This window comes from Streptomyces sp. NPDC030840 (genome assembly GCF_055572015.1).
The window spans coordinates 159,161-181,399 of record NZ_JBVIEE010000013.1 but is presented as its reverse complement, the minus strand read 5'-3'; the positions used below and the strand labels follow the sequence as shown (position 1 = coordinate 181,399).

Sequence of the window (22,239 nt, the reverse complement as noted above, 5' to 3'; positions counted from 1 at the left end):
TGCAGTTCCGGGCAGGGAAAAGCCGCCCCGCGCGGGCGGGGCGGCTGCGGCGGAGCACTCGTCAGGGGCGGCTGCGGCGGGACTTCACCGCGTGCTGTCCGGCGATGTGGTCGGTCAGGGCCAGCGAGGCGCTCGCGCGCTGGTACGACAGCTGTGCGACCCGTACGTACAGGCAGTCGATGAGCACCAGCACCGAGTGCCGGGCGCCGACGATGCTCGCGGGGAAGCTGGTCTGGGACGAGGACGAGATGAGGCGGATGTCGGCGACCCGGGCGAGCGGCGAGCGGGAGTCGGCCGTGAGGGCGACGGTCGTCGCGCCCCGCTCCTTGGCCAGCTCGAACGGCTCGATCGTCTCCCGCGTGGCGCCCGACTGCGAGATGCCGATGGCGACGTCGGCCGGGGTGAGCAGCGCGGCGGAGGTGGCCGCGGCGTGCACCTCGGTCCAGCCGCGCACCGCGCAGCCGATGCGGAAGAGCCGCGTCTCGGTCTCCTGCGCCACCGCGCCACTGCCCCCCACGCCGTACACGTCGATGCGGCGGGCGCGGGCCATGGCCTGTGCCGCGCGCTCCAGGGCGTCGAGGTCGATCCGGTCGATCGTCTGCTGCACCGCGCGCAGGTCCGCGCTGCCGACGACCTGGACGACCCGTTCGAGATCGTCGTCGGGGTGGATGTCGGGGCCGATCTCGGCGGTGCCCCACTCGGAGACCTCGCCGCGGCCGCGCTCCTGGGCCAGCTCGATCAGCAGATGCTGGTAGGAGTCGAGCCCTATGGCGCGGCAGAACCGGGTGACCGTGGCCTGCGAGGTGCCGGTGCGGCGGCCCAGTTCGGCGGCCGAGACATGGGTGACGGCGGCCGGATCCTCCAGGATCAGTTCGCCCACCTTCCGCAGGGAACCGGCCAGGCGGGGCAGCTCGGTACGGATCAGGGTGGTGACGTCCGTCGGGGGCATGCGGTACCCGGTCTCCTTGGCGCTGAGTGGTGCGTCGTGCACGGTGCTGACAGTCAAGAATGTACCAGCCACCATCAAGGCGGCAGATTGAAATTCAGTACCGGAGAACGGCCGGAGGCTTCGCTCCGTTGCTCTCGGCGTGACGCGTGTGATTTATTGATTCACCGAGAGTTGTAGTTGAGGTGGTTCAATCCACCGGTGGGGAGTGTCGCGTGACCGTGGACTCTGTGGACTCCGTCAGCGCCGAGGGCTTCGCGCGCGCGAGTCTGGCCGTTCTCGACCGCATCACCGAGTCCGCCCGCGACGAGGTGCGCCGGGCCGCGGAGCTGATCGCCGGCTGCGTGCGCTCGGGTGGGGTCGTCCAGGCCTTCGGCACGGGCCACTCCCAGGCCATCGTGCTGGAGGTCGCGGGCCGCGCCGGCGGCCTCGTGCCGACCAACCGGCTGTCCATGGCCGACCTCGTCCTCTACGGCGGGGACGACCCGAGCGCTCTGGACGACCCCCTGCTGGAGCGCAGGTCCGGAGTGGCCACCCGGCTCTACGACCTCGCCGCGCCCCACGCCGAGGACCTGTTCGTCATCGTGTCCAACTCCGGCGTCAACAACGTGATCGTCGAGATGGCCCTGCACGCCAAGGACCAGGGGCACCGCGTCCTGGCCGTCACCTCGCTGACCCACACGCGCGCCGTCCCGGCCTCCCACCCCAGCGGCCGCAAGCTCGCCGACATCGCCGACGTGGTCCTGGACAACGCCGCCCCGCGCGGCGACGCGCTCCTCGAACTCCCCGGCGGCGGCGCCGTCTGCGCGCTGTCCACCCTGACCGGCGTGATGCTGGTCCAGATGGCCGTCGCCGAGGCCGCCGCACAGCTGCTCGCCACCGGTGAACGCCCGCCGGTGTACGTCTCGGCCAACGTGCCCGGCGGCTTCGAGGGCAACCTGGAGCTGGAGAAGCGGTACAGCGGGCGCATCCGGCGCGTGGCCAGCTGAGGGCGTTCTTGACGGGGTCTCGGTCCCCGTCCGGTCCTGTCATGTCTATGCAGGTTCGGTATGCCTCGGCGGCGATGCGCGGGGGCGGCGGACTCGGGGGTTGCCTGGTGGGCTGCCTGGTGTAGTGCCAGGAGGTGCGCCTGGCCGGCGCGGTTGGATGGTCGCTCGCCGCGCCGTGGACCGGCGCCCGCGCCCGCGACCGGGCTTTCGGGCGGGGACAGGCCCCTGTTCGGACCGCCTACCCTTGACCCATGACCAGCAGCAGCGACCGGAGCCCGGCAGTGGACGTTCGATCATCCAAGACGTATGAAGTACGCACCTACGGGTGTCAGATGAACGTCCACGACTCCGAGCGTTTGTCCGGCCTCCTGGAGGACGCCGGCTACGTGCGCGCACCCGAGGGATCGGACGGTGACGCGGACGTCGTCGTCTTCAACACCTGCGCCGTCCGCGAGAACGCCGACAACAAGCTGTACGGCAACCTCGGCCACCTCGCCCCGAAGAAGGCCAGGCGGCCCGGCATGCAGATCGCGGTCGGCGGCTGCCTGGCGCAGAAGGACCGCGACACCATCGTGAAGAGGGCGCCCTGGGTGGACGTCGTCTTCGGCACGCACAACATCGGCAAGCTGCCCGTCCTGCTGGAGCGCGCCCGCGTCCAGGAGGAGGCGCAGGTCGAGATCGCCGAGTCGCTGGAGGCCTTCCCCTCGACGCTGCCGACCCGCCGTGAGAGCGCCTACGCGGCCTGGGTCTCCATCTCCGTCGGCTGCAACAACACCTGCACCTTCTGCATCGTGCCGGCCCTGCGCGGCAAGGAGAAGGACCGCCGGACCGGCGACATCCTCGCCGAGATCGAGGCCCTGGTCGGCGAGGGCGTCTCCGAGATCACGCTCCTCGGGCAGAACGTCAACGCGTACGGCTCCGACATCGGCGATCGCGAGGCCTTCAGCAAGCTGCTGCGGGCCTGCGGCCGGATCGAGGGCCTGGAGCGAGTCCGCTTCACCTCACCGCACCCCCGCGACTTCACCGACGACGTGATCGCCGCCATGGCCGAGACGCCGAACGTGATGCCGCAGCTGCACATGCCGCTCCAGTCCGGCTCGGACCCCGTCCTCAAGGCGATGCGCCGCTCCTACCGCCAGGAGCGCTACCTGGGGATCATCGAGAAGGTCCGCGCCGCCATCCCGCACGCCGCGATCACGACCGACATCATCGTGGGCTTCCCCGGCGAGACCGAGGAGGACTTCGAGCAGACGCTGCACGTGGTGCGCGAGGCGCGGTTCGCCCAGGCGTTCACCTTCCAGTACTCCAAGCGGCCCGGCACCCCCGCCGCCACCATGGAGAACCAGATCCCCAAGGAGGTCGTCCAGGCCCGCTACGAGCGCCTCGTCGCCCTCCAGGAGGAGATCTCCTGGGAGGAGAACAAGAAGCAGGTCGGCCGCACCCTGGAGCTGATGGTCGCCGAGGGCGAGGGCCGCAAGGACGGCACCACCCACCGCCTCTCCGGCCGCGCCCCCGACAACCGGCTGGTCCACTTCACCAAGCCCGACCAGGAGGTCCGCCCCGGCGACGTGGTCACGGTCCGGGTCACGTACGCGGCCCCGCACCACCTCCTCGCCGAGGGCGCCGTTCTCGGCGTACGCCGCACCCGTGCGGGCGACGCCTGGGAGAAGCGCAACACGGCCGAGACCGCCAAGCCGGCGGGCGTGATGCTCGGCCTGCCGAAGATCGGTGCGCCCGAGCCGCTGCCTGTGGCGACGGGCGGCTGCGGCTGCGACTGAGGTCCCGCCCCACCGCGTCCCGTCGGCGGTGACAGGGTGACGTCCGGTCTGTCGGCGGTGACAGGAGTGACGTCCGGTCCGTCGGCGGTGACAGGAGTGACGTCCGGTCCGTCGGCGGCGTTACCCTGCCGATCATGCTTGTCGCCGCCGCCGTCTGCCCCTGTCCGCCGCTGCTCGTGCCCGAGGTCGCCGCGGGGGCCGCGCCCGAGATGGACGCCGCGCGGGCCGCGTGCGCCGACGCGCTCGCGGTGCTCGCCGCGGCACGCCCCGACCGGCTGGTGGTGGTCGGCCCGGCCGGCGGGACGGGACGAGGACCGCACCCTCAGGGGACACCGGGCTCGTTCCGCGGCTTCGGTGTGGAGGTCGACGTGCGGCTGGGCCGCAGCGAGCGGCACCCACCGGTCCCGGAACGTGAGCTGCCGCCCTCCCTGGCCGTGGGCGCCTGGCTGCTGGCGCGCGCCGACTGGGCGGACGTACCCGTCGAGGGCCTCGGCGTGGGCGAACCACTGGAGCCCGAGCGGTGCGTCCAGGTGGGACGGGAGATCGCGGCGCCGGACCAGCGGATCGCCCTGCTGGTCATGGGCGACGCCAGCGCGTGCCGCACCCTCAAGGCCCCCGGCTACCTCGACGAGCGGGCCGCCGGGTTCGACGCCGAGGTCGCCCGCGCGCTCGGCTCGGCTGACGTGCCGGCCCTCAAGGCCCTGGACACCACCCTGGCCCGCGAACTCAAGGCCTCCGGCCGCGCCCCCTGGCAGATCCTCGCCGGCGCGGCCGAGCACACGGACCTGGAAGGCTCACTCCTCTACGACGCGGCACCGTACGGGGTGGGATATCTCGTGGCGACCTGGTCGTAGCGACACGGTGGACGGCCGGGAACCACAGGGTTCCGCGGCCGTCCACCGTGTCGTGTCGCTCAGGAGGCCGGAGGCGGTGGTGGCATGTCCGGCTTGGGTGTGGCGTCGCCGCTTCCCTTCTGCGCGAGTCGGTCCATGGCGCCCTTCGCCCTGTCCGTGCCCGAGTGGATCCGGTCGCTGTACTTGCCCTTGGTCCTCTTGTCGACCGCGTTCGCGGCCTTGTCGAGGCCGCGTTCGAACTGGTCGATCCTTCCCTCGTGCTTGTGCGCGAAGTTCGAGACCTTGTCCTTGGCCGGGGCGAGTCTGGACTTCACGTTATCCAGGAGACCCATGGTTCGCCTTCCCGCAGTGGGCCGTTACGTGCGGGCGCCCTCGCCGGCCTCGTTGTCCGCGGCCTTCTCGACGGTCTGCTGCTGCGGGATCTCCACGTCGTCACCCGCGCCGGACTCCTCCGACGCGGACACCTCCGCCTCGGCCTCGCCCGCCTTGGCCGCGCCCGCCTCGGTCTTGGCCTCGGGCGCCGTGGTCTCGTTCGACCCCTTCGCCTCGTCGGCCCCCTCCGCGCCAGCGGCCTGGGTCCCCGCCGTCGTGTCGACCCGTGTGTCGGCGGTTGACGCCTCCTCCGCAGCCTTCGACCTCCGCAAAAATCGTGCAAAAACGCCCATATCCACTCCAACGTTACTCGTGCGGGCGAAATCCCGCGTCGCCCGGTGCGTCCGATTGCGTCGCCCGGGTCACCGGTACTCGCGACCGGCGGTCCGAACCTCGCAACAGGCAACGACCCCCTCCTCGTGGCGTCACGTAACTCGTTCGAGGGCGGGCCCCGACGTTTGCGAGACTGGGGCGGTGAGTAGCGCATCCCCCGTCCCCCGTGTCATCGCCGTCGTCGGACCCACCGCCGCGGGAAAGTCCGATCTCGGCGTCTTCCTCGCCCAGCGCCTGGGCGGAGAGATCGTCAACGCCGACTCGATGCAGCTGTACCGGGGGATGGACATCGGCACCGCCAAGCTGACGCCCGAGGAGCGCGGCGGCATCCCCCATCACCTCCTGGACATCTGGGACGTGACGGTCACGGCCAGCGTCGCCGAGTACCAGCGGCTCGCCCGCGCGCGCATCGACGCCCTGCTCGCCGAGGGCCGCTGGCCCATCCTGGTGGGCGGCTCCGGGCTGTACGTCCGCGGGGCCGTCGACAACCTGGAGTTCCCCGGCACCGACCCCGAGGTCCGCGCCCGCCTGGAGGAGGAGCTCACCCTGCGCGGCTCCGGCGCCCTGCACGCCCGCCTGGCCGCCGCCGATCCCGAGGCGGCCCACGCGATCCTGCCCAGCAACGGCCGCCGTATCGTCCGGGCCCTGGAGGTCATCGAGATCACGGGCAAGCCCTTCACCGCCAACCTCCCGGGCCACGACTCGGTCTACGACACGATCCAGATCGGTGTCGACGTCTGCCGCCCCGAACTCGACGAGCGCATCGCACGCCGGGTCGACCGCATGTGGGACGCCGGGCTCGTCGACGAGGTGCGTGCACTGGAGGCGCAGGGGTTGCGCGAGGGGCGTACGGCGTCACGCGCGCTCGGCTACCAGCAGGTACTCGCCGCCCTGTCCGGCGAGTGCACCGAGGACGAAGCGCGCGCCGAGACCGTGCGTGCCACCAAACGCTTCGCGCGCCGCCAGGATTCATGGTTCAGGCGGGACCCCAGGGTGCATTGGCTCAAGGGAGGAGTCGCCGATCGCGCGGAACTTCCGGAGCTCGCCCTCTCGTTCGTCGAACGACCGGTTACAGCCTGATCACGTCCTGGCATCGGGACGCACCGGCCGCCATCCGGGCCTCCGGGAGCGTGCCATCATCGAGCTTCGATCGACCAAGTGGAGTCCTAGTTGGGAGGGCGCGTGGCGATGGAGGCCGGCCCTCGCAACACCGCGCAAGGCGCGGAGTACGAGACCGCGGAGAACGGGGAACAGCAGGCCCTGGAGGCGTACCGCTTGAGCCCGGACGGGGATTCCCTCAGCTCGGACGGCCCGGACGAGCAGGCTCCGGGCGGCGTGACCGACGACGGACCGGAACCGGAGGAGATGTCCGCCGGCCCCGAGGTCGAGGTCGAGCTCCGGCCCCAGCGCCGGCTGCGGATCTGGCAGCTCGCCCCCATCGTCGCCCTGGCCGCGCTGGGCTCGCTGATGTTCGCCTTCCCGCTCGCCTTCGAGTTCGGCGACGGCGGCGCCGTGGTCGCCATGCTCGGTCTGCTGATCTGCTCGTGCGCCGCCGGCTGGGGCATGATGGCCGCCCGCCGCGTCGGCTCCACCTTTCCCGGACTGCCGCAGCGCGGATCCGGACGCCGCCCCGACTGGCGGGTGGTCCTCGGCTACGCGGTGATCGTGCTCGCGGTGGTGGCCCTGGCCGTCTGGCGAGTCGCCCGCCTCCGCTGACCGCGCCCCGTTAAGGGGCGCGGGGAACCGCGCGACCAGCACCAACGGCCCCGCACTGAGCCACGGCCCTGCAGAACCACGGCCCCGCACTCTCCCATCGGCCTCCCCAGCGGAGCGCTCCCGTACGATCGAGGAATGAGCACGCGGATCGCCTTCCTCAAGGGCCACGGGACCGAGAACGACTTCGTGATCATCCCGGACCCGGACAACGCCATCGACCTGCCCCCGGCATCCGTGGCCGCCCTGTGCGACCGGCGCGCGGGGCTGGGCGGGGACGGCCTGCTGCACGTCGTGCGGTCCGCCGCCCACCCCGAGGCGAAGGCGATGGCGGCCGAGGCGGAGTGGTTCATGGACTACCGCAACGGCGACGGCTCGGTCGCGGAGATGTGCGGCAACGGGGTACGGGTCTTCGCGCGCTACCTCCAGCGCGCCGGACACGTGACCGAGGGAGACCTCGCGATCGCCACGCGCGCGGGCGTGAAGACCGTGCACATCGCCAAGGACGGTGACGTCACCGTCGGCATGGGCAGGGCGCGACTCCCCGAAGGGGACGTCACCGTGAGCGTCGGCGAGCGCAGCTGGCCCGCGCGCAACGTGAACATGGGCAACCCGCACGCCGTGGCCTTCGTCGACGACCTCGCGGACGCCGGCGACCTGTACAGCGCGCCGCCGTATCGCCCGGCCTCCGCCTACCCCGACGGGGTCAACGTCGAGTTCGTGGTCGACCGCGGCCCGGCCCACGTCGCGATGCGCGTCCACGAACGAGGCTCCGGCGAGACCCGCTCGTGCGGCACGGGCGCGTGCGCCGTCGCCGTGGCGGCCGCCCGCCGCGACGGCGCCGACCCGGCCGTCACGGGCACCCCGGCCACGTACACCGTCGACGTCCCCGGCGGAACGCTCGTCATCACCGAGCGCCCCGACGGCGAGATCGAGATGACAGGCCCCGCGGTGATCGTCGCCGAAGGCGAGATCGACGCCGACTGGCTGGAAACAGACGCGAGTTGAGGTGCGGTCAGGCTGGGGATCGCAGTGCTGGGTGCCTCTGGGGCTGCGATGCCGCACCCTCGGCGGTGCGCACAGGTTCGATTCCACGGCAACTGCCCTACCTGTGGCTCGAAATCGTAAACCTCCGAATCGTCGCTCGAATGGGTGATCCGTTTCACGCTCGGCGGGAGGCGGTCAGTCGCACGTGGTGGGCTCGATAGCATCAAGCACCGGCACGGACGGGGAAACCACGCCGCACCCCGAGCCGCCGTACGCCAAGGGGTGTCCGTCCGCCGGTCGACGCTGCCGGAGGTGCCCATGAGTGCGGAGGCCACGAACCCTCTCACGCCCGCCCCTGTGACGCCCCCTTCCCCACACCCGGGTGCGCGCGAGCGGGGGAGCACGCACGAGCAGGCGGGGCCACCGGCCCACCGCAGGAAGGGCCGCCCCCGCATCGACCTGCGCCGACTCGGCCGCGCCGCGCTGCTCGGCCCCGCGACCCGGGACCGGCTCCCCGACGCCATCAGCCATGTGGTCGAGGCCCACCGCGCCCATCACCCGGACGCCGACCTCGAACCCCTGCGCCGTGCCTACGTGTTGGCCGAGTCCTCGCACCGCGGCCAGATGCGCAAGAGCGGTGAGCCCTACATCACGCACCCGCTCGCCGTGACGCTGATCCTCGCCGAACTCGGCGCGGAGACCACGACCTTGACGGCCTCCCTCCTCCACGACACCGTCGAGGACACCGATGTGACGCTTGATCAGGTCGGCACGGAGTTCGGCGAGGAGGTCCGCTACCTCGTCGACGGCGTCACCAAGCTGGAGAAGGTCGACTACGGGGCCGCCGCCGAACCCGAGACCTTCCGCAAGATGCTCGTCGCCACCGGCAACGACGTCCGCGTGATGTCGATCAAACTGGCCGACCGGCTCCACAACATGCGCACCCTGGGCGTGATGCGCCCCGAGAAACAGGAGCGCATCGCCAAGGTGACCAGGGACGTGCTGATCCCGCTCGCCGAACGGCTCGGCGTCCAGGCGCTCAAGACCGAACTCGAGGACCTGGTCTTCTCGATCCTCCACCCCGAGGAGTACGAGCACACCCGCGAGCTGATCGCCGACAACGCGGCACACGGGGGCGACCCGCTCGCCGAGATCGCCGAAGAGGTGCGCGGAGTGCTGCGCGAGGCCGGCATCCAGGCCGAAGTCGTCATCCGCCCACGGCACTTCCTCTCCGTGCACCGCGTCTCGCGCAAGCGCGGTCCCCTGCGCGGCGCCGACTTCGGGCGTCTCCTCGTCCTCGTCAACGAGGACGCCGACTGCTACGCGGTCCTCGGCGAACTGCACACCTGCCTCACGCCGGTCGTCTCGGAGTTCAAGGACTTCATCGCCGTACCGAAGTTCAACCTCTACCAGTCGCTGCACACGGCGGTCGCGCGCGCGGACGGCGAGGTCGCCGAAGTCCTCATCCGCACGCACCAGATGCACAAGGTCGCCGAGGCCGGGGTCATCGCGCTGGGCAATCCCTATGCCTCTCCCGCGGAGGAGCAGTCCGACAGCGACGGCGAGCGCGTCGACCCGACCCGACCCGGCTGGCTGTCCCGGCTCCTCGACTGGCAGGAGGCCGCCCCGGACACCGACATCTTCTGGTCCACGCTGCGCGAGGACCTCGCCCAGGACCGCGAGATCACCGTCTTCCGGCCCGACGGGGGCACGCTGGGTCTCCCGGAGGGCGCGAGCTGCGTGGACGCCGCGTACGCCCAGTACGGCGAGGACGCCCACGCCTGCATCGGGGCCCGCGTCAACGGACGCCTGGCGACACTGAGTACGGTCCTGAAGGACGGCGACACCGTCCAGCTGCTCATGGGCCAGGACCCGGCCTCCGAGCCCTCCCGGGAGTGGCTGGAGCACGCCCACACGCCCGCCGCGCGCATCGCCATCCAGCGCTGGCTCGCCACCCACCCGTCGTCCGCCGACGAGGCGGGCGGTGAGAGCAACGCCGCCGAGGGCCGTCCCGCCGGTGACGCCCCCTCCGCCCGGCCGGCCCCCGACACGCCCGCCGCCCGCTCGGCCTCCTCCAGCGTCGCCGTGGACCAGCCCGGCGCGAGCGTACGGCTCGCCGGCTGCTGTACGCCCGTACCGCCCGACGAGGTCACCGGCTTCGCCGTACGCGGGGGAGTGGTCACCGTCCACCGCGTGGAGTGCGCCGGAGTGGAGCGGATGAAGAGCGCGGGGCGCGCGGAGGTCGGTGTGCGCTGGGGCGACACCACCGAGTGCCGGGTCACGCTGGTCGCCGAATCCTTCCAGCGGCCCCACCTCCTGGCCGACCTCACCGAGGCCATCGCCCTGGAGGGCGTCGGGATCATCTCCGCCACCGTCGAACCCCCGGCCCAGCAGCGCGTCCGCCACACGTACACCCTCCAGCTCCCGGACGCCGCCCACCTCCCCGCGCTGATGCGCGCGATGCGGAACGTGGCGGGCGTCTACGACGTGGGCCGCACCCAGCACCAGGCTTCGGCCACGCAGTAGCGGCGGCGGGGAGAGGCCCGCCGTTCGAGCGGACCGCCGTTCGAGTGGGCCCGCCGCGCGCCGTCGCCGTAGGGCGGCAGGAGCGCTGGTAGCGGTGGTTCATGCCGCTCACCGCCCGTGTCAGAGCCCGTCGTGCCAAGGCCGCGCTGCTCACCCCCGCCGTCTCCGTCTGCCTGATCGCCGCGGGCGTCCCCTCGCCGGCCGTGCCCCTCGGCGTGGGCGACCGCCTCTTCCCCCACCTCGGCAACCCCGGGTACGACGTCCGGTCGTACGACCTCGCCTTCACCTACCCCGGAACCAACCGCCAACCGCTCACGGCCGTCACCACCATCGACGCCCGGACGACCGCGCCCCTGGAGCACGTCAACCTCGACTTCGCGCACGGAACGGTCCGGTCCGTGGAGGTCAACGGCGCGCCCGCGGCCTTCACCGGCGCCGGCGAGGACCTCGTCCTCACCCCAAGGACGCCGCTCCCCGTGAACCGCCCCCTGCGGATCACCGTGCGCCACACCAGTGACCCCACGTACGCCGAGGGCAAGGAGGGCGGCTGGGTGCGCACAGCGGACGGCCTCGCGATGGCCAACCAGGCCGACGCCGCCCACCTGGTGTTCCCCTGCAACGACCACCCCTCGGACAAGGCCCTGTTCACCATCCGGGTCACCGCGCCCCGGGGCCACACGGCCGTGGCCAACGGCCTGCCGGTGAGCGTGCGCCGCGCCCCCGGGGCCACCACCTGGACGTACCGCACCGCGCACCCCATGGCGACCGAACTCACCCAGGTGTCCATCGGCCGCTCCACCGTCCTGCGCCGCACCGGACCGCACGGCCTGCCCCTGCGCGACGTCGTCCCCGCGAAGGACCGGGGCACGCTGGGCCCCTGGCTAAGGAAGACCCCCGCCCAGATCCGCTGGATGGAACGGAAGGTCGGCGCGTACCCCTTCGAGACGTACGGCATGCTGATCGCCGACGCCCGGACCGGCTTCGAGCTGGAGACACAGACCCTCTCCCTGTTCGAGAGAGAGCTTTTCACCCGTCCGGAGTACCCCAAGTGGTACGTCGAGTCGATCATGGTGCACGAGCTGGCCCACCAGTGGTTCGGCAACAGCGTCAGCCCGCGCACCTGGTCCGACCTGTGGCTCAACGAAGGACACGCCACCTGGTACGAGGCCCTGTACGCCGAGGAGAAGGCCGGCCGGTCCCTGCAGACCCGTATGAAGGCCGCCTACGGCGCCTCCGACCGCTGGCGGTCCGCCGGGGGCCCGCCGGCGGAACCCAAGGCACCCGGTCCCGGCCAGAAGACCGGCATCTTCCGCCCCGTCGTCTACGACGGAGCAGCACTCTTCCTCTACGCCCTGCGACAGGAGATCGGCCGCCCGGCCTTCGACCGCCTGGAGCGCACCTGGGTGACCGTCCACCGCGACGGGGTCGCCGGCACGGACGACTTCCAGGAACTCGCCTCCCGCACCGCCGGACGCGACCTGAGCGGGTTCTTCCGCGCCTGGCTCTACGGCAAGAAGACCCCGCCGATGCCGGGCCACCCGGGCTGGAAGCCGGAACCCGCGGACAAATGACCAGGTGAGGAGCCCGGATGGTGCCGGGCGGCGAACTTGGGAACAAGCCGGGTGACGAGCCGGGAGTAACCGGGGCGACGAGCCGGGAATAACCCAAGTGACGAGACGAGCCGTGTCGTGCGACCATCTTCTCCGTCAGCGGCGCGGCCCGGCTCCTCGGGGCGGTCCACGGGAATCTCCGGGGGTACCCGGACGTTGTTCCCCATGACGGAACAGGCCCGTCGGAAGCGGCGGAGGAAGCACAGCCCGTCGCCGCATCCGCATCCCATCAACGTAAGGATCCAATGACCTCCTCTTCTTCCCCTTCCCAGGCCGCGCAGCGCGCCCTCGCGCAGAACTACACCGAAGGTCTTCGGGCCGATGCCCTGATGGAAGAGGACGTCGCCTGGAGCCACGAGATCGACGGAGAAAGGGACGGCGACCAGTTCGACCGCTCCGACCGCGCGGCCCTGCGCCGCGTCGTGGGCCTCTCCACCGAGCTCGAGGACGTCACCGAGGTCGAGTACCGCCAGCTCCGCCTGGAGCGCGTCGTCCTCGTCGGCGTCTGGACATCGGGAACGGTGCAGGACGCGGAGAACTCGCTGGCCGAGCTGGCCGCCCTGGCCGAGACCGCGGGCGCCCTGGTGCTCGACGGCGTGATCCAGCGCCGCGACAAGCCGGACGCGGCCACGTACATCGGCTCCGGCAAGGCCGAGGAGCTGCGGGACATCGTCCTGGAGACCGGCGCCGACACCGTCATCTGCGACGGTGAGCTCAGCCCCGGCCAGCTCATCCACCTCGAAGACGTCGTCAAGGTCAAGGTCATCGACCGTACGGCCCTGATCCTCGACATCTTCGCCCAGCACGCCAAGTCCCGCGAGGGCAAGGCGCAGGTCGCGCTCGCGCAGATGCAGTACATGCTGCCGAGGCTGCGAGGCTGGGGTCAGTCGCTGTCCCGGCAGATGGGCGGCGGCAAGGGCGGCGGGCTCGCCACCCGTGGTCCCGGTGAGACCAAGATCGAGACGGACCGGCGCCGCATCCGCGAGAAGATGGCGAAGATGCGCCGGGAGATCGCGGAGATGAAGACCGGCCGCGACATCCAGCGCCAGGTGCGCAAGCGCCACAAGATGCCCTCGGTCGCCATCGCCGGCTACACCAACGCGGGCAAGTCCTCCCTGCTCAACCGCCTCACGGGCGCGGGCGTCCTGGTCGAGAACGCGCTGTTCGCGACCCTCGACCCGACCGTGCGCCGGGCCGAGACCCCGGGCGGGCGGCACTACACGCTGGCGGACACCGTCGGCTTCGTACGCCACCTGCCGCACCACCTGGTCGAGGCGTTCCGCTCCACGATGGAGGAGGTCGGCGACTCCGACCTGATCCTGCACGTGGTCGACGGATCGCACCCGATGCCGGAGGAGCAGCTCGCCGCCGTGCGCGAGGTGATCAGGGACGTCGGAGCCACCGACGTGCCGGAGATCGTCGTGATCAACAAGGCGGACGCGGCCGACCCGCTGACGCTCCAGCGGCTGCTGCGGATCGAGAAGCGGGCCATCGCTGTCTCGGCCCGCACGGGCAAGGGCATCGACGAGCTGCTCGCGCTCATCGACCACGAGCTGCCCCGTCCCTCGGTCGAGATCGAGGCGCTCGTGCCGTACACGCTGGGCAAGCTGATCGCCCGCGCCCACACCGAGGGCGAGGTGATCTCCGAGGAGCACACCCCGGAGGGCACCCTGCTCAAGGCCCGGGTCCACGAGGAACTGGCGGCGGAGCTGGCACCGTACGCTCCGGCGTCGCTGGCCTGACGCGCGGTACCGCACAACGGTGAAGGCCCGCCCCTGGGTAAGGGGCGGGCCTTCTTCCCACCCTCCGCCTGACTGCCGCCCACCTGGCTTTTCTCTCCCTCGCCGCCCCTACCCGTCCCATCCCCGGGGTTCCGCCCCGGACCCCGCTCCTCAAACTCCCCCAGCTACCGCTGGGATGAGGTGCCCCCAAGGGGCTGATTTTCCCCCGGCCGGGGCTTGGTCTTTCAGTCCGTCCGGCGTTTGAGGACGAGGCCGAAGGCCGATAAGCGGGGTCTGGGGGCGCAGCCCCCAGGGACAGGATGGGACGGGCAGGGGCGGCGGGCGGCGAAACCAACGCCACGTCAGCCGACGGCACCGCTCACCGAGCCGTCACTGCCCGGCGAACTCCCGGCTCACGCTCTCGTACACGCTCTGGGCCTCCTCACCCAACCGCGGCCCCGCCAGCCACCCGCCGCTCACCGGACCGATCGAGGTGTTGGAGACGAGCGCGGGCCTGCCGTCCGAGCCGGCCGCCACCCAGCCGCCCCCCGACGACCCGCCGGTCATGGTGCAGCCGATGCGGTACATCGTCGGGTCGGACTTCAGCAGCGACAGCCGCCCCGGCTTGTCCGTGCACTGGTACATCGTCTCGCCGTCGAACGGCGCCGCCGCCGGGTACCCCGTCGCCGTGATGCTCCTCACCTGCGGAACCGCGGGCGCGTCGAAGTCCACCGGAAGTGCCGAACCGACCGTCTCCTCCAGCGACTTGCCGTCGCCACCGTCCTCCGGCGTCACATGGATGACCGCGAAGTCGTACGGCGCGCCGTCGCCGCCCGTCTTCCCGCCCTGCGCGATCCACTGGTCCGAGGTCCGCGCCCCGTCGCCCCACCAGACGCCGTAGGGAGCGACCTCCTCCTTGGTGGCGGTCGCCAGCTCGGCCGCCTTCTTCGCGCTGTCGTTGTACGACGGCACGAAGGCGATGTTGCGGTACCAGCCGCCCGACTTGCCGGCGTGCACACAGTGGCCCGCGGTCCACACGAGGTTCGACTTGCCGGGGTTGGCCGGGTCCTCGACGACCGTCGCCGAGCAGACCATCGTGCCCTGGGGCCCGTCGAAGAACACCTTGCCCGCCTCGGGCACGTTGTCGTGGTAGCCGGCCGGCACGGCCCGCGCCTTCACGGCCTCCGGCGTCGGGTCGGTGACGCCCTGGTCACCGGAGAGGTCGTTCTCGTCGACCTCCTTCTCCGGCTCCCGGGCCTCCCGCATCCGGTCCGGGTCCCACAGGTCCTTGATGATCGGGTTGACGAAGTCCTCGGCCTCGCGCAGCCAGTCGTCCTTGTCCCAGTTCTTCCAGGCGCCGTTCTTCCACTTGTCGATGTCGATCCCGTGCTCTTTGAGCTTGTCCCTGATGTCGTCCGGGATCCGGATCCTGCCGTCGCCGTCGGAGGAGCCCTGGGACGCGGACGCCTGCGCGTTCGCCCCGTCGTCCTCCGGGCCGCAGGCGGTGGCGGTCAGCGCGAGAGCCGTGGCGAGACCGGCGGCGGCGAGCGCGGGGAAGCCTCTGCGGCGCCCGTCCCTGACTCGACGAGCGGCGAGGAACGGGCGTATGGGTCGCATGGTCTGAACTCCCCCTGGGCGTGTGACAACTCTGTGCCGCCGGAGCGGCCGCGTACGGTCGCGTACGTCCTTGTCTTCGTACGCCACCGCCCGCCGGCTTGGTGCGGATCCGCCGATGTGCTCTCTCCCGGCACGGACCCGCCGGCGCCGGCCGGCCGCGATCGGCGCGGCGCCGCTGAACGGCACCACACACTATGCGGTCGCTGTGGGGGACATCCGGGGGAACGGCAACGGTTCCATCACGGAGTGGATCTTCGGCTTACCCGCTTCCCCTCGCGGCCCGCGTCGTTGGTACGTGAGGGGGCCTGCCGGTGTCGCCGGCCCTCGCCAACTCGCCTCTGGGGAGCGGAGGAACCGTCGTGGCTGTGACCGAGTCCGTGGGGTGTGCTGCCGAGGGGGCGCGCGCGACGCACGAGGGGATCCTGCGGCGGCAGTCGGCGCGTGAGTCCGCGGCGCGCACCTATGCGCGCGCCCTGCCGATCGTTCCCGTACGGGCCCGCGGACTGACGATCGAGGGTGCCGACGGGCGCCGCTACCTCGACTGCCTCTCCGGCGCGGGCGCCCTCGCCCTCGGCCACAACCACCCGGTCGTGCTGGAGGCGATCCGCAGGGTGCTCGACTCGGGCGCCCCGCTGCACGTCCTCGATCTGGCCACCCCCGTCAAGGACGCCTTCACCACCGAGCTGTTCCGCACCCTGCCGTCCGGGCTCGCCGACCGCGCGCGGGTGCAGTTCTGCGGTCCGGCCGGCACGGACGCGGTCGAGGCGGCCTTCAAACTGGTGCACACCGCGACCGGCCGTACCGGAATGCTGGCCTTCACCGGCGCCTACCACGGAATGACCAAGGGCGCGCTCGAAGCATCCGGGGGAGCCGCCGACGTACGGGTCGCGCGCCTGCCCTACCCCCAGGACTACCGCTGCCCGTTCGGTGTCGGCGGCGAGCGGGGCGCCGAACTCGCGGCCCGCTGGACCGAGTCCCTCCTCGACGACACCGGGTCCGGCGTGCCGCGGCCCGCCGGGATGATCCTCGAACCGGTCCAGGGCGAGGGCGGCGTGATCCCCGCACCGGACAGCTGGATGCGCCGCATGCGGGAGATCACGGCCGCCCGCTCCATCCCGCTGATCGCGGACGAGGTCCAGACGGGGGTGGGCCGCACCGGCCGCTTCTGGGCGGTGGAGCACAGCGGCGTCGTGCCGGACGTCATGGTCCTGTCCAAGGCCATCGGGGGCAGCCTCCCGCTGGCCGTCGTCGTCTACCGCGACGACCTCGACGTCTGGCGCCCCGGCGACCACGCGGGCACCTTCCGCGGCAACCAGCTCGCGATGGCCGCCGGCACGGCCACCCTCGCCCACGTCCGCGAGAACCGCCTCGCCGAGCACGCGGAGACCCTGGGCACCCGCATGCTCACCCAACTCGGCTCCCTGACCGACGAGTTCGCTTGCGTCGGAGACGTCCGCGGCCGGGGCCTGATGATCGGCGTCGAACTGGTGGACCCGGAGGGCACGACGGACCGCACACCCGCACCGGAACTGGCCTCCGCGGTCCAGCGGGAGTGCCTGCGACGAGGGCTGATCGTGGAACTGGGCGGTCGGCACGCCAGCGTCGTACGCCTCCTCCCACCGCTGACCCTCACGGACGAACAGGCCGACGCCGTACTCGACCGCCTCACGGACGCCGTGCGGGCGGTGGCCCGCGGAGAAGGCGAGCGGGATGGAGGCGGAGCACGGTGACGCACGACGCACCGGCATGACCCCCTCGCGCAGCCATCCGCGACAACCTCACGAGGAGCCCGTGAACGCGAACCCCCTGCCCGACGCCCGCACCCGCCCCCACGCGCGAGGCGCCGAAGCCGCCCCCCAGGTCCCCCCGCAGAAGGGCGGCGGACAGGAAGACGAACGGCCGCGCGCCGCCACCGACGATCCGCTCGACCACCCCGACCCCCACACCGCGGCCCAGGCCGCCGCCGTCGAGAACCTGCTGCGCTGCTGGGCACGGGAACACGATGCCCCGGCCCCCGACGACGCCACCCTCCGCATCCCCTTTCCCGCCACCGGCACGGCCCTTCTCGCTCCCGTCTCCTACTGGTCCCCCACGGGCTGGCACCGCTTCGGTCCTCCCCGCCTGGCCGGTGCCCCCGACACCGCGCCCCCGGTCGACGCGGCGACTTTGGCAGCCCTGCTGGCCAGGGAGGCCGCTCCCGGCCACCGGGAAGGGGCCGACCTCGTCGGCCGGGTCACCGACTCGCTCCGGCGCACCGCTGTGTTCATCAGCGACCGGCGCGACGATCCCGATGGTCCCGACAACCCCGACGTTGCCACCGGCACACGCGACCTCTTCCTCACCGCCGAACAGGCACTCGTGCTCGGCCACCCCCTGCACCCCACCCCCAAGAGCCGTGAAGGGCTCTCCGAAGGGGAGGCGCGGCTCTACTCGCCGGAGTCGCGTGGGTCCTTCCCGCTGCACTGGATCGCGGTCGCCCCGTCCGCCCTGGCGGCCGACTCGGCATGGACGGAGCGCGGCCGCCTCGTTCCCGCCGAGCAGCTGACCGCACGGCTGGCCGGCCCCGGGCTGCCCCTGCCCGAGGGGCACGCCGCCCTGCCGGTGCACCCCTGGCAGCTGCGCGAGATCCAGCACCGCCCGGACACCGAGGCGCTGCTGGACGCGGGGCTCCTCCAGCACCTCGGCCCGCTCGGCCCTCCCTGGCACCCCACGTCCTCCGTGCGCACCGTCTACCGTTCCGGCGCCCCCGCGATGCTCAAGCTGTCGCTGGGCCTGCGCATCACCAACTCCCGTCGTGAGAACCTCCGCAAGGAACTCCACCGCGGAGTCGAGGTCCACCGCCTCCTGCGCACCGGCCTGGCCAGGCAGTGGCGACAGGCCCACCCCGGCTTCGACATCGTCCGCGACCCGGCCTGGCTCGCGGTCACCGGACCGGACGGCCGGTCCGTGCCCGGCCTGGACGTGGTGATCCGGCACAACCCGTTCGACCCGGCGGACGACGTGTCCTGCGTCGCCGGCCTCGTCGCCCCACGCCCGTCCCCGGCCGGCCCCCGTCCGTCTCCGGCCCCCGGTCGCCGGTCTCCGGCCGGCCCACGCCCGTGCTCCAGGCTCGGCGACGTCATCATCCGTCTCGCCGGCCGCACCGGCCGCCCCCGCCAGGCCGTCGCCGCCGAGTGGTTCCTGCGCTACCTGGAACAGGTCGTGCGCCCTGTGCTGTGGCTCGACAGCGAGGCCGGTATCGCCCTGGAGGCCCACCAGCAGAACACCCTGCTCCTGCTGGACGCCGAGGGCTGGCCCAGGGGCGGCCGCTACCGCGACAACCAGGGCTACTACTTCCGCGCGTCCCGCCGAGCCGAACTCGACGCCCGGTTGCCCGGCATCGGTGAGCTCAGCGACACGTTCGTCTCCGACGAGGTCACCGACGAACGCTTCGCGTACTACCTCGCCGTCAACAACGTGTTCGGGCTCATCGGCGCCTTCGGCTCCCAGCGCCTCGCGGACGAACGGCTGCTGCTCGCCGCCTTCCGCCGCTTCCTGATCCGTGCCGCCACCGGGCCCGCCCGGCTGCGCACCTCCCTGCCCGCCCTGCTCCTCGACTCACCGGTCCTGCGCTGCAAGGCCAACCTGCTGACCCGGCTGCACGGCCTCGACGAACTCGTCGGCCCGGTCGACACCCAGTCCGTCTACGTCACCATCGCCAATCCCCTTCGCACCTGAGGACCATGACCCACCCCCCTCCTGAGAGGAGCGTCGCCGTGCCTCCCACCGACGCGAGCGCCGACGCCGACACCGCAGACCGGTCTCAGACCGCCGCAACCGCGACCCCAGACGACACCGAGGACACTCTGGACCTGCGCCTGCCCGACGAGTTCGTCGCGTTCCTGGCGGAGGAGGCCGGGAAGCACGGTGGGGGACTGGTCGAAGACGGGGGGCAGGGGGGAGAGGGCCGCGCGGAGACACGCGCGGCCGGAGAGTTCGCGGCCGACGCCGCCACGGCCGGTGACCCCACGGCCCGCGACCTGCTCGACCGCCTCGCCGACTGGGGGCCGACCGCCACCCCGGTGGGCGTCCTGCACCTCGTCCCCGTTCGCGTCGAGCGGGATCTCCCGCTGATCAGCCGCTGGATGAACGACCCCGCCGTGGCCGCCTTCTGGCGACTCGCCGGACCACCGTCCGTGACAGAGCGGCATCTGCGCCGCCAGCTGGACGGGGACGGACGCAGCGTTCCGTGTCTCGGTCTGCTGGACGGCACACCGATGAGCTACTGGGAGGTCTACCGCGCCGATCTCGACCCCCTGGCCCGCCACTACCCCGCCCGCCCGCACGACACGGGTGTCCATCTCGTCATCGGTGGGGTCGCCGACCGTGGGCGCGGCCTGGGAACCGCCCTGCTCCGAGCCCTGGCCGACCTGGTCCTGGACAAGCGGCCCTCCTGCGCCCGTGTCATCGCGGAACCCGACCTCCGCAACATCCCCTCCGTCGCCGCGTTCCTGAGTGCCGGATTCCGGTTCTCCGCCGAGGTCGACCTGCCCGACAAACGAGCCGCCCTCATGGTCCGTGACCGTTCCCTGCGCGACCTTCTGTAGGCCTCCCATGCACCAGAAGACCGTCCTGATCACACCCCTCATCCCTGCCATGGCGGCCCACGTGTCAGTGTGGGGCCGTAGGGTGGTCGCGCTATGACGAAGCCCTCACTCCCCGAACTCCTGCATGCTGCCGTCACCGCCGTCGGCGGTACGGAGCGCCCCGGCCAGGTGACCATGGCCCAAGCCGTCGAGGAGGCCATCGACGACGGCTCACACCTGCTGGTGCAGGCCGGCACCGGCACCGGAAAGTCGCTGGGCTATCTGGTGCCCGCGCTCGCGCACGGGGACCGGGTCGTCGTGGCGACGGCCACCCTGGCGCTGCAGCGCCAGCTCGTCGAGCGGGACCTGCCGCGCACCGTCGAGGCGCTGCACCCCCTGCTGCGCCGCCGCCCCGAGTTCGCGATGCTCAAGGGCCGGTCGAACTACCTGTGCCTGCACCGTCTGCACGAGGGTGCGCCCCAGGACGAGGAGGAGGGCCTGTTCGACCAGTTCGAGGCGGCCGCGCCCACCAGCAAGCTGGGGCAGGACCTGCTCCGGCTGCGGGACTGGTCGCAGGAGACCGAGACCGGCGACCGCGACGACCTCACTCCGGGCGTCTCCGACCGCGCCTGGTCCCAGGTCTCGGTGTCCTCCCGTGAGTGTCTCGGTGCGTCCAAGTGCGCGTACGGAGCCGAGTGCTTCGCCGAGATGGCGCGCGAACGGGCCAAGCTGTCCGAAGTCGTCGTCACCAACCACGCGCTGCTCGCGATCGACGCCATCGAGGGAGCGCCGGTGCTGCCGCAGCACGAGGTGCTGATCGTCGACGAGGCGCACGAGCTGGTCTCCCGGGTGACGGGTGTGGCCACCGGCGAGCTCACTCCGGGGCAGGTCAACCGGGCCGTGCGCCGCGCCGCGAAGCTCGTCAACGAAAAGGCCGCCGACCAGCTCCAGACCGCGGCCGAGGGCTTCGAACGGCTGATGGAGCTGGCCCTGCCCGGCCGCCTGGAGGAGATCCCGGAGGACCTCGGATACGTCTTGATGGCGCTGCGCGACGCCGCCCGTACAGTGATCTCGGCCCTCGGCAGCACACGCGACAAGTCCGTGCAGGACGAGGACGCGGTCCGCAAGCAGGCGCTCGCCTCCGTGGAGAGCGTGCACGACGTGGCCGAGCGGATCAGCAACGGCTCCGAGTGGGATGTCGTCTGGTACGAGCGCCACGACCGCTTCGGAGCCTCCCTGCGTGTGGCCCCCATGTCCGTCTCGGGCCTGCTCAGGGAGAAGCTCTTCACGGACCGGTCGGTGGTCCTCACCTCGGCGACCCTGAAGCTCGGCGGCGACTTCAACGGCGTGGGGGCCTCGCTGGGTCTGGGGCCCGAGGGCGTGGAGGGCGAGGATCTGCCGCAGTGGAAGGGTGTCGACGTCGGGTCGCCGTTCGACTACCCCAAGCAGGGCATCCTGTACGTCGCCAAGCACCTGGCACGCCCGGCGCGCGACGGTGACCGCGCCGACATGCTGGACGAGCTGACCGAGCTGATCCAGGCCGCGGGCGGGCGGACGCTGGGCCTGTTCTCGTCGATGCGGGCGGCCCAGCTGGCGGCGGAGGAACTGCGCGTCCGTATCCCCGAGTTCCCGATCCTGCTGCAGGGCGAGGAGACGCTCGGCGAACTGATCAAGAACTTCGCGGCCGACCCCAGGACGTGCCTCTTCGGCACCCTGTCCCTCTGGCAGGGCGTCGATGTACCCGGCCCCAGCTGCCAGCTCGTCGTCATGGACAAGATTCCCTTCCCACGGCCGGACGATCCCCTGATGAGTGCCCGCCAGAAGGCCGTGGAGGACGCGGGAGGCAATGGCTTCATGGCCGTCGCCGCCACCCACGCGGCCCTGCTCATGGCCCAGGGCGCCGGCCGTCTCGTACGCGCCTCGGGGGACCGCGGTGTGGTGGCCGTACTGGACCAGCGGCTGGCCACCGCCCGCTACGGCAGCTACCTGAAGGCGTCACTGCCCGACTTCTGGTACACGACGGATCGTAACCAGGTGCGGAAGTCGCTCGCGGCCATCGACAAGGCGGCCCAGCAGACGGAAGAGGCCCGGCAGACGGAAGGGGCATGAGCATGGGGGTGGGGGGGTTGCCCCACCACGCCCAGACTGGGGGACCAACCCACCCCCCCGCCCTTGGAAAAAAAAACAGAAGAGGAGAACAAAACAAAAACCCCACAAAACAAGAAAGG

General features: G+C 71.9%; 17 protein-coding genes. 13 read left to right on the top strand and 4 right to left on the bottom strand.

Features of this window, described 5'->3' with window-relative positions:
• Positions 1–61: 61 nt before the first annotated feature.
• On the bottom strand, positions 62–949 hold the full coding sequence (locus ACZ49J_RS26950) for a MurR/RpiR family transcriptional regulator (RefSeq protein ID WP_467452028.1): 888 nt from the start codon (positions 947–949) through the stop codon (positions 62–64).
• A gap of 212 nt (positions 950–1,161) precedes the next feature.
• Here ACZ49J_RS26950 and ACZ49J_RS26945 point away from each other — a divergent pair, with 212 nt between their 5' ends.
• The 3 genes from ACZ49J_RS26945 to ACZ49J_RS26935 all read left to right on the top strand — a co-directional run bounded on the left by ACZ49J_RS26945 (position 1,162) and on the right by ACZ49J_RS26935 (position 4,567).
• Positions 1,162–1,935 (top strand): sugar isomerase domain-containing protein, encoded by a 774-nt coding sequence (locus tag ACZ49J_RS26945; RefSeq protein ID WP_467451980.1) that lies wholly within the window; start codon positions 1,162–1,164, stop codon positions 1,933–1,935.
• A 251-nt stretch (positions 1,936–2,186) separates the two neighbouring features.
• On the top strand, positions 2,187–3,713 hold the full coding sequence (gene miaB, locus ACZ49J_RS26940; RefSeq protein WP_467451979.1) for a tRNA (N6-isopentenyl adenosine(37)-C2)-methylthiotransferase MiaB: 1,527 nt from the start codon (positions 2,187–2,189) through the stop codon (positions 3,711–3,713).
• A gap of 134 nt (positions 3,714–3,847) precedes the next feature.
• Positions 3,848–4,567 carry a class III extradiol dioxygenase subunit B-like domain-containing protein gene (locus ACZ49J_RS26935; RefSeq protein ID WP_467451978.1) on the top strand — a complete coding sequence of 240 codons (720 nt, stop codon included), beginning with the start codon at positions 3,848–3,850 and terminating at the stop codon, positions 4,565–4,567.
• 59 nt (positions 4,568–4,626) lie between these two features.
• On the opposite strand, the gene ACZ49J_RS26930 is transcribed toward ACZ49J_RS26935, so the two are convergent.
• Entirely contained in the window at positions 4,627–4,899 is a 273-nt protein-coding gene (locus ACZ49J_RS26930; protein ID WP_467451977.1) for an antitoxin, read from the bottom strand.
• 24 nt (positions 4,900–4,923) lie between these two features.
• Positions 4,924–5,232: a hypothetical protein gene (locus ACZ49J_RS26925; RefSeq protein WP_467451976.1), complete on the bottom strand. Its 309-nt coding sequence runs from the start codon at positions 5,230–5,232 to the stop codon at positions 4,924–4,926.
• Between the two features lie 181 nt (positions 5,233–5,413).
• Here ACZ49J_RS26925 and miaA point away from each other — a divergent pair, with 181 nt between their 5' ends.
• The 6 genes from miaA to hflX all read left to right on the top strand — a co-directional run bounded on the left by miaA (position 5,414) and on the right by hflX (position 13,850).
• A complete protein-coding gene (miaA, locus tag ACZ49J_RS26920) occupies positions 5,414–6,352 on the top strand; it encodes a tRNA (adenosine(37)-N6)-dimethylallyltransferase MiaA (RefSeq protein WP_467451975.1) in 939 nt (312 codons plus the stop codon).
• Positions 6,353–6,460: 108 nt separating this feature from the next.
• Positions 6,461–6,988 (top strand): hypothetical protein, encoded by a 528-nt coding sequence (locus ACZ49J_RS26915; RefSeq protein ID WP_467452027.1) that lies wholly within the window; start codon positions 6,461–6,463, stop codon positions 6,986–6,988.
• Between the two features lie 135 nt (positions 6,989–7,123).
• Entirely contained in the window at positions 7,124–7,993 is an 870-nt protein-coding gene (dapF, locus tag ACZ49J_RS26910; RefSeq protein WP_467451974.1) for a diaminopimelate epimerase, read from the top strand.
• A gap of 297 nt (positions 7,994–8,290) precedes the next feature.
• Positions 8,291–10,498: a RelA/SpoT family protein gene (locus ACZ49J_RS26905; protein ID WP_467451973.1), complete on the top strand. Its 2,208-nt coding sequence runs from the start codon at positions 8,291–8,293 to the stop codon at positions 10,496–10,498.
• Between the two features lie 101 nt (positions 10,499–10,599).
• Positions 10,600–12,069 carry a M1 family metallopeptidase gene (locus tag ACZ49J_RS26900; RefSeq protein WP_467451972.1) on the top strand — a complete coding sequence of 490 codons (1,470 nt, stop codon included), beginning with the start codon at positions 10,600–10,602 and terminating at the stop codon, positions 12,067–12,069.
• Positions 12,070–12,353: 284 nt separating this feature from the next.
• Positions 12,354–13,850, top strand: coding sequence for a GTPase HflX (hflX, locus tag ACZ49J_RS26895; RefSeq protein ID WP_467451971.1), 1,497 nt, complete (start codon positions 12,354–12,356; stop codon positions 13,848–13,850).
• Positions 13,851–14,219: 369 nt separating this feature from the next.
• Here the strand turns inward: hflX and ACZ49J_RS26890 are convergent, their stop codons facing one another.
• Positions 14,220–15,446, bottom strand: a complete 1,227-nt coding sequence (locus ACZ49J_RS26890) for a trypsin-like serine peptidase (protein WP_467451970.1) — start codon at positions 15,444–15,446, stop codon at positions 14,220–14,222.
• Positions 15,447–15,805: 359 nt separating this feature from the next.
• Between ACZ49J_RS26890 and ACZ49J_RS26885 the strand changes: the two genes are divergently transcribed.
• From ACZ49J_RS26885 to ACZ49J_RS26870, 4 genes are all read left to right on the top strand, one after another.
• Complete coding sequence (locus tag ACZ49J_RS26885) at positions 15,806–17,176, top strand: diaminobutyrate--2-oxoglutarate transaminase family protein (RefSeq protein WP_467451969.1); 1,371 nt, start codon at positions 15,806–15,808, stop codon at positions 17,174–17,176.
• A 61-nt stretch (positions 17,177–17,237) separates the two neighbouring features.
• Entirely contained in the window at positions 17,238–19,163 is a 1,926-nt protein-coding gene (locus tag ACZ49J_RS26880) for an IucA/IucC family protein (protein WP_467451968.1), read from the top strand.
• A 38-nt stretch (positions 19,164–19,201) separates the two neighbouring features.
• Entirely contained in the window at positions 19,202–20,032 is an 831-nt protein-coding gene (locus tag ACZ49J_RS26875; RefSeq protein ID WP_467451967.1) for a GNAT family N-acetyltransferase, read from the top strand.
• Between the two features lie 93 nt (positions 20,033–20,125).
• Positions 20,126–22,120, top strand: coding sequence for an ATP-dependent DNA helicase (locus ACZ49J_RS26870; RefSeq protein ID WP_467451966.1), 1,995 nt, complete (start codon positions 20,126–20,128; stop codon positions 22,118–22,120).
• The last annotated feature ends 119 nt before the right edge of the window (positions 22,121–22,239 follow it).